The sequence below is a fragment of the Nocardia sp. NPDC087230 genome (genome assembly GCF_044744725.1).
GTDB lineage: Bacteria > Actinomycetota > Actinomycetes > Mycobacteriales > Mycobacteriaceae > Nocardia > Nocardia canadensis.
The window spans coordinates 361,330-374,109 of record NZ_JBIUYV010000004.1 but is presented as its reverse complement, the minus strand read 5'-3'; the positions used below and the strand labels follow the sequence as shown (position 1 = coordinate 374,109).

Annotated in this window: 10 protein-coding genes and 1 tRNA gene; 3 read left to right on the top strand and 8 right to left on the bottom strand. The window is 69.3% G+C overall.

Annotated features, from left to right (window positions below; translation table 11 throughout):
- Nucleotides 1-123: 123 nt before the first annotated feature.
- Entirely contained in the window at nucleotides 124-1,278 is a 1,155-nt protein-coding gene (locus tag ACIO52_RS17360) for a S8 family serine peptidase (RefSeq protein ID WP_402644888.1), read from the bottom strand.
- Between the two features lie 11 nt (nucleotides 1,279-1,289).
- The gene (locus ACIO52_RS17355; RefSeq protein WP_218718962.1) at nucleotides 1,290-2,309 is read right to left on the bottom strand and encodes a serine protease; all 1,020 of its coding nucleotides are present in this window, start codon (nucleotides 2,307-2,309) and stop codon (nucleotides 1,290-1,292) included.
- A gap of 302 nt (nucleotides 2,310-2,611) precedes the next feature.
- On the opposite strand from ACIO52_RS17355, the gene ACIO52_RS17350 reads away from it, so the two are divergent.
- Nucleotides 2,612-3,121, top strand: a complete 510-nt coding sequence (locus ACIO52_RS17350; protein ID WP_402644886.1) for a DUF1269 domain-containing protein — start codon at nucleotides 2,612-2,614, stop codon at nucleotides 3,119-3,121.
- Nucleotides 3,122-3,157: 36 nt separating this feature from the next.
- Here the strand turns inward: ACIO52_RS17350 and ACIO52_RS17345 are convergent, their stop codons facing one another.
- A complete protein-coding gene (locus ACIO52_RS17345; protein ID WP_402644882.1) occupies nucleotides 3,158-4,360 on the bottom strand; it encodes an FAD-dependent oxidoreductase in 1,203 nt (400 codons plus the stop codon).
- A 456-nt stretch (nucleotides 4,361-4,816) separates the two neighbouring features.
- Nucleotides 4,817-4,889 (bottom strand) — tRNA-Asn (locus tag ACIO52_RS17340).
- 214 nt (nucleotides 4,890-5,103) lie between these two features.
- Between ACIO52_RS17340 and ACIO52_RS17335 the strand changes: the two genes are divergently transcribed.
- On the top strand, nucleotides 5,104-5,349 hold the full coding sequence (locus ACIO52_RS17335) for a hypothetical protein (protein ID WP_218721605.1): 246 nt from the start codon (nucleotides 5,104-5,106) through the stop codon (nucleotides 5,347-5,349).
- Between the two features lies 1 nt (nucleotide 5,350).
- Here the strand turns inward: ACIO52_RS17335 and dnaG are convergent, their stop codons facing one another.
- From dnaG to ACIO52_RS17315, 4 genes are all read right to left on the bottom strand, one after another.
- Nucleotides 5,351-7,285 carry a DNA primase gene (gene dnaG, locus ACIO52_RS17330; protein ID WP_402644879.1) on the bottom strand — a complete coding sequence of 645 codons (1,935 nt, stop codon included), beginning with the start codon at nucleotides 7,283-7,285 and terminating at the stop codon, nucleotides 5,351-5,353.
- A 25-nt stretch (nucleotides 7,286-7,310) separates the two neighbouring features.
- Complete coding sequence (locus tag ACIO52_RS17325; RefSeq protein ID WP_218721602.1) at nucleotides 7,311-8,564, bottom strand: deoxyguanosinetriphosphate triphosphohydrolase; 1,254 nt, start codon at nucleotides 8,562-8,564, stop codon at nucleotides 7,311-7,313.
- A 6-nt stretch (nucleotides 8,565-8,570) separates the two neighbouring features.
- Nucleotides 8,571-9,263 carry a YdcF family protein gene (locus ACIO52_RS17320; protein WP_402644875.1) on the bottom strand — a complete coding sequence of 231 codons (693 nt, stop codon included), beginning with the start codon at nucleotides 9,261-9,263 and terminating at the stop codon, nucleotides 8,571-8,573.
- 720 nt (nucleotides 9,264-9,983) lie between these two features.
- Complete coding sequence (locus ACIO52_RS17315; RefSeq protein ID WP_218721598.1) at nucleotides 9,984-10,661, bottom strand: MBL fold metallo-hydrolase; 678 nt, start codon at nucleotides 10,659-10,661, stop codon at nucleotides 9,984-9,986.
- 72 nt (nucleotides 10,662-10,733) lie between these two features.
- Here ACIO52_RS17315 and ACIO52_RS17310 point away from each other — a divergent pair, with 72 nt between their 5' ends.
- Entirely contained in the window at nucleotides 10,734-12,749 is a 2,016-nt protein-coding gene (locus ACIO52_RS17310) for a TPM domain-containing protein (protein WP_402644872.1), read from the top strand.
- Nucleotides 12,750-12,780: the final 31 nt, after the last annotated feature.

The window sequence follows — 12,780 nt, the reverse complement described above, 5'->3', positions numbered from 1 at the left end:
AACCGACCTCGGACCGCGCCGCTTCGCCGCCGGCCCGGCTCGCGGGCTCGAAGAACAGCCCGCCCATGGCGCCCGGGCGCGGGTCGAACCCGCGCCCGGCCGAACGATCGGCGTTCCTGGTCCTCAGACCCGCGAACGGTCGATGCCCGCTTCGATCAGCGCGGTCCGCGCGACGTCCTTCGCGCACGCGGTGAGCGCACCGAGCGCGCTGATCCGGCTGAACGTCTGCCCGGTGTGGACGACATTGTCGTGCTCGTCGTCACCGTCGACGATCGGCACCGCGCCCGCCAGCAGCCACTTGCGGACATCGGCGACCGAGGGCAGCGTCCCGGTCGCCCGCAGATGCAGTTGCTGCACCAGCAGGATGACGCCGGCGACCACGGGGGTGGCCTGACTGGTGCCGTGCTGGATCGACTCACCGGTGTCGTTGCGGATCCCCGACGAGGTCGTCGGGGCGCCGGGCGCGAAGATGTCGGTCGCGCAGTCGCCCCCCGCTGTCGCGTGCAGGCGCTGCGAGAACGGCGTGATCCGGTCCGGCGCCGTGGACAGGGCGGTCGCCCCGGATCCGTAACTGAACGATCCCTCGTCGGCGTCGTAGACCGCGCCGACACTGATCGTCTGACGGAAGATCGCCGGGTAGCTCATCCCCTGGGCGCTGCTGTGCCCGAAGTAGTCGTTACCCGCCGCGACACAGCAGGCGACCCCGGCGTCGGTGAGCTTGCGCAACTCCGCGCCGATGCCGTCACCGGCGAAACCCGCGTCCGAGGTGTTGTTGTCCGAAGCGCCGAGCGACACACAGACCACGGAGATGCCGAGCGCCGCCCGATTGGCCAGTACCCACCGCAGTGCGTCACGGATCGCGAGAAAGCTACCGCCACCGGAGTTGTCGAGCACCTTGACGGGCACGACGTTCGCGCGCGGCGCCATCCCGGTGTGCACGCCGCCGGCGCAGATGATGCCCGCGACATTGGTGCCGTGCCCCTGGCCGTCGGTCGCGTCGGTGGGCGAACCGTTGTTGTCGGTGGTGAAGTTCCGGCTCGCCCGGACCCGACCGGCGAAATCGACGTGGGTGGTGCGCAGCCCGGTATCGAGCACGGCGACGGTCATGCCGGTTCCGTCGACGTTGAACTTGGCCCGCGCCTCGGCCGCGCGCACCAGCAGATCGACCTCGAGCAGTTCGGGCAGCACCGACAGGTCGGACTGCAACGGCTTCTCGACGGGGACGACCGTGTCGAACGCGACGCCGGCTTCCGGCTCGGCGGAGATGATGTCGGACATGATGATTCCTCCTACAACGCCGAGTACTCGACGATGAAGTCGAAGACGTCGCGCGTCATCCGACGGCCGAAATTGGGCTTCGAGTTGTCACCGATCGCGCCCGCGGCCCCGCGGAGCACGCCGACCACGTAGGGCCAGCCGTCGGTGTCGTACACGTAGAGGCCGGAACCGCTGTCGCCATACCACGCGTCCATGAAGAAGTTGATGTACTGGCCGTTGAGCAGCCCGTTGCCTTCGTTGCCCCAGATCTGCGGCTGCGCCTTGTCACTGGGATGTCCGTACAGATACATCCGGTTGCCGGTCACCACGTTGTCGGGCGCGACCCACAGGCCCTTCCACCCCGAGGCCCGGCCGGGAAAGTCCCCGTAACCGGAGAACTCGATGACGGCGTAATCGAATCGCGCGTCACCGCCCGCGTTGTTGACCCAGCCCCCGGGCACCGTCACGTTGTAGCCGCCGTGGCTGCCGAAAGGCATCGGGGTGGGGTCCTGACGATCGGTACCGGGCGCGAAGGACGCGAACGGCAGCCAGTTCGTCCCGTTGTGCACCACGTGCGCCGCGGTCACCGCGGTCGACGGCCCGACCATCGTCCCTGACCCGGCGTATCCGCCGCCCGGCAGCGCGAGGTAGGTGACCGTGCTCATCGGATACACCGTGTTGTCACGGCGCACAACACGGTTGTCGGTGCCGATGATGCCCGACAGCGCGTGCAGCGACTTGGCGTCGATGTGTTCGGACTCCGAGCGCGGCAGCGCGGTGTAGGACGACGTGCGCCGATCGCGGTCGGCCCGCAGCAGCTCGACGAACGAGGTGTTCGGCGCGTCGGTCGTGTATTCCTTGCCGTCGTTGAAGATCACCGGCCGCAGCGCTTCGGCGAGCTCGTAGTCCGACATCTCGAGAACGGAGCCGAGTTCGTCCCCGTACGGCGGTTCGACGCGCGGATACACCGAGTTCGGCGACACCCTCGCATCACCGACGAGCGTCAGCGGTTTCCCCTTGGGCGACGTCAATGTGGTCATGGCGGTAGACATGCGGACTCCTCGTTTCCCGAGCGGCTTCCGATGCCCATCGCCACGTCAGCCGCGGATTGTGTGCCGCTCTCAACGTACGAAGAGGTGAACCGGCCGACGCGAGTACACAGCTACCCCAATTCCCGGGCGTACTACCTGCGTCCTGCACATGCCCAGCTGGCGACGCAGCGACGACGGCTCGTATCGACGTCGATCCGACAAGAGGTTTCGCTATCTCATCCGGTACGGGTGATGACCGGCCGAAGTCGACGGAGAACCCTGGCTTCGTGGTCGACCGACCGCCTATCGGAACGGAGAACACGATGTCCAAGACCGACGACGAAACATTCCTCTATCTCGCGACCTATCCGGACGAAGCCACGGCTCGACAGGACTACCAGGTCGTCAAGGACCTGCACGCCGAGGGCTTGGTCGGATCGTACGACGCGGCGGTGGTGACCAAGGACGCCAAGGGCAAGGTGCACGAGAACAAGGACGAGACCGCCACCCGCCACGGCGCCTGGGGCGGTATCGCCGCAGGCGCGGTACTCGGAGTGATCTTCCCGCCCGGGGTCCTCGCCTCGGCCGCCGTCGGCGGCGTGATCGGAAGCGTCAGCGGCCACCTCGCCCGGGGCATGTCCCGCTCGAAGGTCAAGGAACTCGGTGACTTCATCGACCCCGGCCAAGCCGGCCTCGTCGTCATCGGTGAACTCAAGGTCAAAGAAGCCATCGAGAAGGCGGTGACCAGGGCCGAGAAGGAAGTCGCGGAGGAGCTCGGGGTCGCGCCCGAAGACATCGACCTGGCGCTGCAGGATGCCTTGAAGGGGCTCTAGCGCGCCGATCGTCCGCCGTCCGGCCGGAACCGGCGGCTAGTTGTTGGCGCGTTGGATGGAGCGTCGGACCAAGCCGCGGATGCCGGGGAGCTGGATTGCGCGCAGCATCATTTCGCCCGCCCACACCTGTGCGCGAGATGCCGGGGCGAATCGGCTGATTCCCTTCCGCGCCAACGCCTGTCGCTTGTCCACCTCGGGCCGCAACGCCGTTTCCCAGGCACCGAGGGCGGCGGGGATATCGTCGCCGTGTGCCGCGAGCGCGGTGCCGAGCCGGTCGGCGCCGTCGAGGGCGAGGGCGGCGCCGTACCCGGCGAAGACCGTTACGCACCAGGCCGCGTCACCGACCAGGACGACGCGGCCCTGGCTCCAGCGGTCCATCACGATCTGGCCGACGGAATCGAAGTAGGCGGTGTCGGGCTCGAGCTGACGAAGCGCCTCGGCGACACCGCCGCCGAGATCCCCGAACGCTCGGGTGAGGGCGGGGGCGGCGCCGAGAGCGAGTTCGGCGGCAGGGTCGGGGCAGCGATAGGCGAAGAACGCCGACGACCTTCCCGGCCCCAGGTTCATCACCGCGCCCGTGCGGCCGGGACCGATGAACGTGGTGCCGACACCGTCGGGCAGGTGGACAGGCGAGGTTTCCAGCGGAAATGCGCCGACCATATGGCCCAGGTCCACGAAATACTCCGACTCGGCACCGAATACGAGCTCTCGAACCCGGGAGTGCACGCCGTCCGCGCCGACGAGGAGTTCGCTGCGCAGGCGGGTGTCGTCACTGAGGGTGACGTCGACCTCCCCGGCGGTCTGGGTAATGGCCCGCACCGTGACGCCGAAACGGATATCGGCGAACTCGGCGACGGCGTCATACAGTGCCGATTCCACATCACCGCGGAACACACTCAAGGCCCGGCCCCCGACGGCGGCCTCGGTGACGGCGGCGGGAACCCTGAGTTTCTCCCGCCCATCAGCGTGGACGAGGACCGAGGTGAAGAAGCCGATATCGCGCGGGGTCAACGCCGGCAGCAACCCGAGCCGCTCGGCAGCGGCGTACCCGGGCCCGTGCAGGTTCACCAGGTAACCGCTACTGCGCCGACTGGGCGCACGTTCGACCACGACGACATCCCAGCCCTCCTGCCGCAATCGCACCGCGGCAGCCAGCCCGGCGATCCCTGCCCCGATGACCGTCGCCCGTCTGCCTGATGACTCGGCTTGCCGCTGCGCGACGCTGTCGATGGCTTCCATTGCCACTCCTCGGTTCGATGTGCTGTCGGCGAGCACTACTCACGAACTCTCGCCATGCGTCAACTAGTAGTTGACGCATGGACTATCGTCAACCGTTAGTTGACGATCGGTTCGGCCGACATCCCGCAACGACGAGGAGTTGAAGCCCGTGAAACCTCTTAGTACACAAGTTCATTCGTGTCATGACCCGCCTCGACCCCGCTGAGCCCACCTCCCGCAGCAACCTGATCGTCGCCACCTGGCACGTCCAACGCGCTGCGGGCAGTGAGATTCAGCGAGGAATCCGCCGCCGGGTCGGAAGACTCCGGGCGGCCAGATCTCGCGAAACGAGCGACCCGCATTGCCAGACGGGTTGACGCCACCGAGTGCGAGCAGAGAATCTTGGCGCTCTATGGTTGCTCTCCGCAAACGCAAAAAGGTCAGGCACAATAACCGTGCCTGACCTTTTTGGTAATGCTCCCCCATCTGGACTCGAACCAGAAACCTGCCGATTAACAGTCGGCTGCTCTGCCAATTGAGCTATAGGGGAATACTCTCCTGAACCGTTAGACTCAGGCGGTCTGCCTTGGCGGGCTGACCGAGATGAAACTTTAGCGCATGGCATCGCAGGTTCCCAAATCGGGCCGCTACCTGCGGACATGCGGCGTATAACGATGTGCCGACGAACGGTGGCCGGATCGACAGGGGTGGGGCCGCTGGGGCAGGATGGAGCCCGCACACAGACGTGGGAGGAGCTCCAGGAGATGCTGCGGTTGATCATCGGCGTAGCGGCCGGTTATGTGCTGGGCACCAAGGCCGGGCGCGCGCGCTACGAGCAGATCAGTGCGGCGACGCGGGCCGTCGCGGGGAGCCCGGTGACGAGGAAGCTGGTGTCGGTGAGCCGGCAGAAGCTGTCGGACAAGTTGAGCACGCAGCCGAAGCTGGAGCCGATGGAGCCGATCGACGAGCGCACCACGGTGCTGATCCCGCACAACCAGCTGCGCCGCTGACTCAGGCGCCGGCCGCGTAGCCCTCGCTGCCCATCGCCTGGGCGGCGAGGCTCTTGCGGTACTGCTCGAGCGCGACCAGGTCGCCGAACAGGGTCATGTAGGTGTCGGGCTCTTCGCTGGCCGACAGTCGCTGCAGCTTGGACTTCAGTTCGGCGATCTGGCGGCCCACCCAGGCCTCCTGGGTGCGCGCCATGACACCGGTGATGAAGCGCGGGATGTCGTTCTGGGACCGCACCGGCAGCTGCTCGTTGGCGAGCTCGGAGACCAGGGCGCGTGTCATCAGGTCGTCGGTGTGGTCGGCCACAGCCGCGACCCATTCCGCGCCGCCGAGACCGGCCGCGGTGCCACCGGCCTGCGCGATCATGATGCGCAGCGCCACGTAGGCCGGGTGGGTGAACGCGGCGGTGTCGATGGAGTCGAAGACCACACCCGCGATGCCGGGGTATTGCAGTGCGGCGCTGAGGGTTTGACGCTGGGCTAGCAGCACCGGATCGTTGGGCGCCGGGCGCACCGAGCTCTCCTCGACCCGCGGCGCGGCGAACTGCTCGCCGCCGGACTTGCCCGCCTGCTTGGCGCCCGGACCGGCGGTGCCGCCCATCCGGTTCTTCTTGGCTTCCTCGCCGACGCGACGAACGACGAGCTGGATGTCGTCCCAGCCGACCCAGCCCGCCAGTTTGGTCGCGTAACCCTTGCGGGTCGCGTTGTCCTTGATCTGGGCCACCACGGGTACGGTGCGGCGCAGCGCCTCGACCCTGCCCTCGACATCGTCGAGGTTGTGTTCGGCGAGCAGACCGCGAATCACGAACTCGTAGAGCGGGGTTCGGCGCGCGACCAGGTCGCGGACGGCGGCGTCACCGGAGTGCTGACGCAGCTCGCACGGGTCCTGGCCGTCGGGGGCGACGGCGATGTAGGTCTGGCCCGCCAGCCGCTGGTCGCCGCTGAAGGCTTTCAATGCGGCGGCCTGGCCCGCGGCGTCACCGTCGAAGGTGTAGATGATCTCGCCGCGCCAGAAGTTGTCGTCCATCAGCAGCCTGCGCAGCACCTGCAGGTGCTCCTCGCCGAAGGCGGTGCCGCAGGAGGCGACGGCGGTCTTCACCCCGGCCAGGTGCATGGCCATCACGTCGGTGTAGCCCTCGACGACGACGGCCTGGTGCCCCTTGGAGATCTCACGCTTGGCGTGGTCGAGGCCGAAGAGCACCTGGGACTTCTTGTACAGCAACGTCTCCGGCGTGTTCACGTACTTGCCGGGCATGGTGTCGTCGTCGAAGAGCTTGCGCGCGCCGAAGCCGATCACCTCGCCGCCGAGGTTGCGGATCGGCCAGAGCAGCCGACGGTGGAACCGGTCGATCGGGCCGCGCTTGCCCTGCTTGGACAGCCCGGCCGCTTCCAGTTCCTTGAACTCGAAGCCCTTGCGCAGCAGATGCTTGGTGAGTACGTCCCAGCCGCCCGGGGCGTACCCGCAGCCGAACTGCTGGGCGGCGGCGGCGTCGAAGTTGCGGTCGGTCAGGTACTTGCGCGCGGTCTCGGCCTCGGGTTCGCGCAGCTGCGCCACGTAGAACTCGTGCGCGGCGGCGTTGGCGGCGACCAGCCGGGAGCGGGTGCCGCGGTCGCGCTGGACCGAGGTGCCGCCGCCCTCGTAGTTGATCTGGTAGCCGATGCGGTCGGCCATCTGCTCGACGGCCTCGACGAAACCGATGTGCTCGATCTGCTGCAGGAACTTGTAGACGTCACCGCCCTCGCCACAGCCGAAGCAGTGGAACAGGCCGTGGTTGGGCCGCACGTGGAACGACGGCGACTTCTCGTCGTGGAAGGGGCACAGGCCCTTGATCGAGTCGGCGCCCGCGCGCTTGAGCGCCACGTACTCACCGACGACATCTTCGATCCGGACCCGGTCACGGATCGCCGCGATATCGCGATCTGGGATTCGTCCGGCCACGATGAGTGAGTCTAGTCGGGTCCGCTCAGCGGCAGTCCAGCGAGGCGGCGACGCGCTCGAAGCGGCTCTCGGTGTAGGAGGCGATCTGGTCGATCACCACGCGCACCCGGGCGGTGTCGTCGGTGGCGGCGTTCCACCACGGCAGCATCTGGTCGTCCAGGTGGGCGGGCGCGGTGGTGAGCAGGCGGTCGGCGACGGCCTGTACCCGCTCGCGCTGGGTCTGCTGACGGGCCAGGTGGCCGCGGTCGGAGCGCACATAGCGCAGCGCGACGGTCTTGAGGACCGCGACCTCGGCGGCCACGATCGGCGGCACGATCAGATCGGCCTCGTAGCGCAGGAGCGGGCCCGGCCCGTAGCGCTCGTGGGTGGCGGCGATCGCGGCGGTCGCGAACCGGCCGACCAGCTCGCTGGTGAGCCGCTTCAGCGCGACCGAGGCGGCGAAGGTGCCGTCGTAGTCCACCGCGTCGGCGACGACGTCGAGTTCGGACAGCCGCTGCGCGGCGGCGGCGAGCGCGTCGATCGACTGGTCGGGGTGCTGGCCGTGGCCCTGTTCGGCGAGGGCGGCCTGTTCGCTGGGGTCGGCCAGGGCGCGCAGGTCGATCCGGCCGACGATCACGCCGTCCTCCACGTCGTGCACCGAGTAGGCGACGTCGTCGGACCAGTCCATGATCTGGCATTCCAGGCTCTGCTTGCGGTCCGGCGCGTCCTTGCGGACCCAGGCCAGGCGCTCGAGGTCGTCCTCGTAGGCGCCGAACTTGGTGCCGGAACCGCTTCTGCCCCACGGGTATTTGAGGGTCGCGTCGAGCGCGGCGCGGGTCAGGTTGAGGCCGGCGCTGTCTCCGGCGGGGTCGAGAACCTTCGGTTCGAGGCGGGTCAGGATGCGCAGGTTCTGCGCGTTGCCTTCGAAACCGCCGTATGCGTCGGCGAATTCGTCGAGGGCGCGTTCGCCGTTGTGACCGTAGGGCGGGTGGCCGATGTCGTGGGCGAGGCCGGCCAGGTCGACGAGGTCGGGGTCGGCGCCGACGCCGTCGGCGATGCTGCGGCCGATCTGGGCGACCTCGAGCGAGTGGGTGAGCCGGGTGCGCGGGGTGTCGCCCTCGCGCGGGCCCATGACCTGGGTCTTGTCGGCCAGACGGCGCAGCGCCGCGGAGTGCAGCACGCGGGCTCGGTCGCGGGAGAACTCACTGCGGTGGCCCTTGTCCGCGGCGCCCGGCCAGGCGGTCTTACCCGGCTCGTGAACCATCCGTTCCCGGTCGTGCGGGGTGTAGCTGTCGGTCATCGAATCTCACTGTCCCGCCGTGTAAGAGAAGTCTGCCGAGAAATGGGTGAGCTGGTACCAGAGCAGCGCGCCGGTCTCGCGGGCGATGCCGTGGAACTGCGATTCCCTGGTGTAGACCGCCGGTCCGGTGCGGGTCGGCGCGGTCCACGCGTCCAGTCCGGCGTCGCGAGCCATCGTCCTGGTCCGCAGTGAATGCCACGGATCGCTCACGAGTACGGCCGATGACATCCCGCGCGCCTGCATGGCGGTCGAGACCGCTTCGACGCTGCGCAGGGTGTCCGATCCGGTCTCCACCGCGAGGATGTCCGCGCTGGGGACGCCCTTGTCCTCGAGGTAGCGCTTGCCCGAGGCTGCCTCGGTGTAGAGGTCGCCCTCCTGTTTGCCGCCGACGGTGATCACCCGGGGCGCGACACCGGCTTCGTAGAGCCGCCACGCCTGGTACAGCCGCGCCTCGAACACCGACGAAGGGGTGCCCGAATACTGCGCGGCGCCGAGCACCACGATCGCGTCGGCGTTGGTGTAGTCGTCGATCCGGGCGACCTGCCACACCCGGAAGGCCGTTCCGGCGACGAGCACCACCCCCATCAGCACCGCCCCGGCGATGATCCGGCCGATCCACCGCGAGACCGACGACGCGAGCCCGTGCGAGCGCCGAGCATCCGGGGCAGGTGCGGCCGTTCGCGGGAAACCCGATTTCATCCTGATCAGTCTGCCAGGTCGGACCGACGGCCGATCATGCCAGCGGTCACCACCGGATTCCGGTCCGGTGAACTACCGATGGCGCGACCGCCGGTCCAGTCCAGGCGCGCGGCGATGTCGACCGTCGAGCGGACCAATGGACGGTGCCCGCCTACGCCTCGGATCTGGGTTTCACCCTGACCGGACCCGCCTTCGCGGCGCACTGACCCCACCGCGGACAGCGGACGCGACACCGATTCGAGTAGTCCAACCACTCGACAATCGCCTGGTCAGGGGCGTGTACTGGGATTGGTGCCCTGCGACGACACCAGGACACCGAGTTGGGCGGTCTGGTCAACCGGGTAGCCCTCCCACTGGTCGTCCGCCAGGCGGGCGGCATCTCCCGGTCCCCCTGGACCGGGAGCACGCAGGTTCCACAAGCATCCCTCTGTTGCGCGAACCCTCGTTTTCGTACCAACGGCTCCTCGAAGGAGGTTGCCCTCAGAGATCTCCGCGCGACCCCCCACCATCGCGATCCGGAGTCGCATGACCCGCCAAGAATCTGCTGGCCGGAGCGTTGTCGGCAGGCCGACAGCCTGATCTACTGTCCATCCTGCTCGCTATGCCCATGGCCGGCATCGGGTCGGCGGTGTAATCCACCGTCAGGAGTCGGCGGCGTCAGAACCGTCGGAGGAACGGCATCATGGCCCGGGCCAGGTGCCGTTTTTCTGTCCGTCGGACTCACCAGCCCCGTTCGCGCCACTCGGCGAGGTGCGGACGCTCGTCGCCGAGGGTGGTGTCGTCACCGTGGCCCGGGTAGACGACGGTGTCGTCGGCGAAGCGGTCGAACAGCTTGGTGGTGACATCGGTGAGCAGGGTGTCGAAGTCGGCCGGGTGGTGGGTCTTGCCGACGCCACCGGGGAACAGGGAGTCGCCGGTGAAGAGGTGGGCCCGGCCCGCGCCGTCGACGAGGGCCAGCGCGATGGAGCCGGGGGTGTGGCCGCGCAGGTGGATCGCTTCGAGGACGATATCGCCGACCTGGACCGTGTCGCCGTCGGCGAGCAGGCGGTCGGGTTGCACCGGCAGCGGAGCGGCGTCGAGGGGGTGGGCCGCGGTCGCGACGCCGAGGGCGCCGGCGACCTCGGACAGCGCCTGCCAGTGGTCGGGGTGCTGATGGGTGGTGACGATCAACTCGATCTGGCCCGGGGTCTCCTGGCCGGTCAGCTCGAGGATGCGGGCGGCGTCGTTGGCCGCGTCGATCAGGATCGCGGCACCGGTGGCGGTGCTCTGCACGAGGTAGGTGTTGTTGTCCATCGGGCCGACGGACATCTTCACGATGCGGGCGCCGGGCACATCCCGCTGCTGGGCGGCCCCGCTCGCGGTGACATGTCCGGTGTAGAGGCGATCGACTGTGGCCATGCGCCGATCGTAGAAGCCACGCTGCGCGCCGTCGTACCCGCGTGGTCGCCGTGCGCCCGTTAGATTCGACACATGCGGCAGTCGAGGAAGAGTTCGGCCCCACGTCCGGTTCCGGTACGCGCCATGGCCGGTCTGCTGTGCGCGATGTTCGCCGCGCTGAGCCTGCTGTGCGCGCCGGGCGCGACCGCCGAGCCGCCGTCGCGGATGGGACCGCAGGTGGTCGATGCCGCCGAGGTGCTCAGCGGCGCCGACGAGGCCGGGGTGCTCGAGGCGGTCGATCGGCTCTACCGCGACCACCAGGTCAAGCTCTGGGTGATCTACGTGCGGAACTTCGCCGCGATGGCGCCGCGCGACTGGGCCGCGCGGACCGCCGAGCTGTCCGGGTTCTCCGATCGCGATCTGCTGTTGGCGGTGGCCGTGGACGATCGCGGCTACTGGCTCCACGGCGTCCTGCCCGACGCCGTCAGCGACGGGGAGCTGGACGCGCTGCTGGCCGGCACGGTGGAACCGGATCTGCGGGACCGCGAATGGGCGCAGGCCGGGATCGACACCGCCGACGGCATCGGGTCGGCGATGCGCGGCGCGAGCGTGCCGTGGGGCTGGCTGGTCGGCATCGGGCTGGTGGTCGTCGTCGGCGCGGGTGGGCTGATCCTGTTCTCCCGCAAGCGTCGTCGCGATCAGGATCGGGCCGAACTGAGCACCGCCCGCGAGGTCGATCCGGCGGATTCGGGTGCGCTGGCCAAGCTATCGCTGCCGACGCTGCAAGCGCTCTCGCGCGAACGGCTCGTCGAGATCGACGACGCCGTGCGCACCAGCGCCGAGGAATTGGCCCTGGCCACCAGCGAATTCGGCGAGACCGCTGTGACGCCGTTCCGCACCGCGCTCGACGCCGCCCGCGCCGCCACCGCGAAGGCGTTCACGATCCGCCAGCAGCTCGACGACGCCGTCCCGGAGACCCCGGACCAGCAGCGCAGCATGCTGATCGATCTGATCTCCACCGCGGGCAGGGCCGACCGTGAACTCGACACCCAGGTGACCGACTTCGACGCCATGCGCGATCTGCTCATCGACGCGCCGGCCCGGCTGGACGGACTGACCCGCGACATCGTCGACCTGACCGCGCGCCAGCCCGCGTCCGAAGCCGAACTGGCCCGGCTGAATTCGGCCTACCCGGCCTCGGTGCTGGCGCCGATCCACGACAACGTGCGGATGGCGGCGGAACGGATGACCTTCGCCGAGCAGAACATCGATACCGCCCGCACCGCGCTGACCAGGCCGGTCGGCCAGCAGGGCGGCGCGGTCGCGGCGATCCGCGCAGCCGAGGGCGCGATCGGCCAAGCCCGCACGCTGCTCGACGCGGTGGACCAGGCAGCGACGAACATCCAGCAGGCTCGCGACGGGCTGCCCGCCGCGCTCGACGAACTCCGCGCCGACCTGGCCGCGGCGGCCGCCCTGACCGAGTACGGCGGTCCCGAACTGGCCGCTGCCGTCGGCGCGGCCACCACCACGGTGAGCACCGCGGCCGCCCGGGTCGACGCCGATCCGCTCGGCGCCTTCCACGACGCCGTGACCGCCGACGCCGAGCTGGACCGGGCCATCGCGGCGGCCTCGGATCGCAAGCTCGCCGTGGAGGATCTGCGACGCAGGCTCGATCGGACGCTCACCGACGCGGCCGGGCGCGTCGACGCCGCGTCCTCGTTCATCACCACCCGGCGCGGCGGCGTCGACGCCGAGGCGCGGACCCGGCTCTCGGAGGCCCAGCGCCATCTCGACGAGGCCCGCCGCCTCGCCGCCACCGCGCCGGATCGCGCGCTGGTCAGCGCGCAGACCGCCGCCGACCTGGGTGGACGGGCACTGGAACAGGCGCAGGCGAGCGTGCGCGCGTGGGAATCGCGACAGCCGATGGCGGGCGGTTCGCAGGCCGGGGCGGTGCTCGGCGGCATCCTGCTCGACGGTTTCCTGCGCGGCTCGATCGGCGGCGCGACCCGGCGGGGCGGCGGCGGTTTCGGGGGCGGCGGCGGGTACCGGCCCGGTTCCTACGGCGGGTCGTCCGGGTCGCGCCGGGTCAGCCGGGGTGGCCGATTCTGAGTGCTTGACCCTCACACCGTGTGAGGTTCTA

Coding starts and splice junctions, on each gene's coding strand:
- ACIO52_RS17360 (WP_402644888.1), bottom strand. CDS start 1,278: ATGTCCGACATCATCTCCGCCGAGCCGGAAGCCGGCGTCGCGTTCGAC.
- ACIO52_RS17355 (WP_218718962.1), bottom strand. CDS start 2,309: ATGTCTACCGCCATGACCACATTGACGTCGCCCAAGGGGAAACCGCTG.
- ACIO52_RS17350 (WP_402644886.1), top strand. CDS start 2,612: ATGTCCAAGACCGACGACGAAACATTCCTCTATCTCGCGACCTATCCG.
- ACIO52_RS17345 (WP_402644882.1), bottom strand. CDS start 4,360: ATGGAAGCCATCGACAGCGTCGCGCAGCGGCAAGCCGAGTCATCAGGC.
- ACIO52_RS17335 (WP_218721605.1), top strand. CDS start 5,104: ATGCTGCGGTTGATCATCGGCGTAGCGGCCGGTTATGTGCTGGGCACC.
- ACIO52_RS17325 (WP_218721602.1), bottom strand. CDS start 8,564: ATGACCGACAGCTACACCCCGCACGACCGGGAACGGATGGTTCACGAG.
- ACIO52_RS17320 (WP_402644875.1), bottom strand. CDS start 9,263: ATGAAATCGGGTTTCCCGCGAACGGCCGCACCTGCCCCGGATGCTCGG.
- ACIO52_RS17315 (WP_218721598.1), bottom strand. CDS start 10,661: ATGGCCACAGTCGATCGCCTCTACACCGGACATGTCACCGCGAGCGGG.
- ACIO52_RS17310 (WP_402644872.1), top strand. CDS start 10,734: ATGCGGCAGTCGAGGAAGAGTTCGGCCCCACGTCCGGTTCCGGTACGC.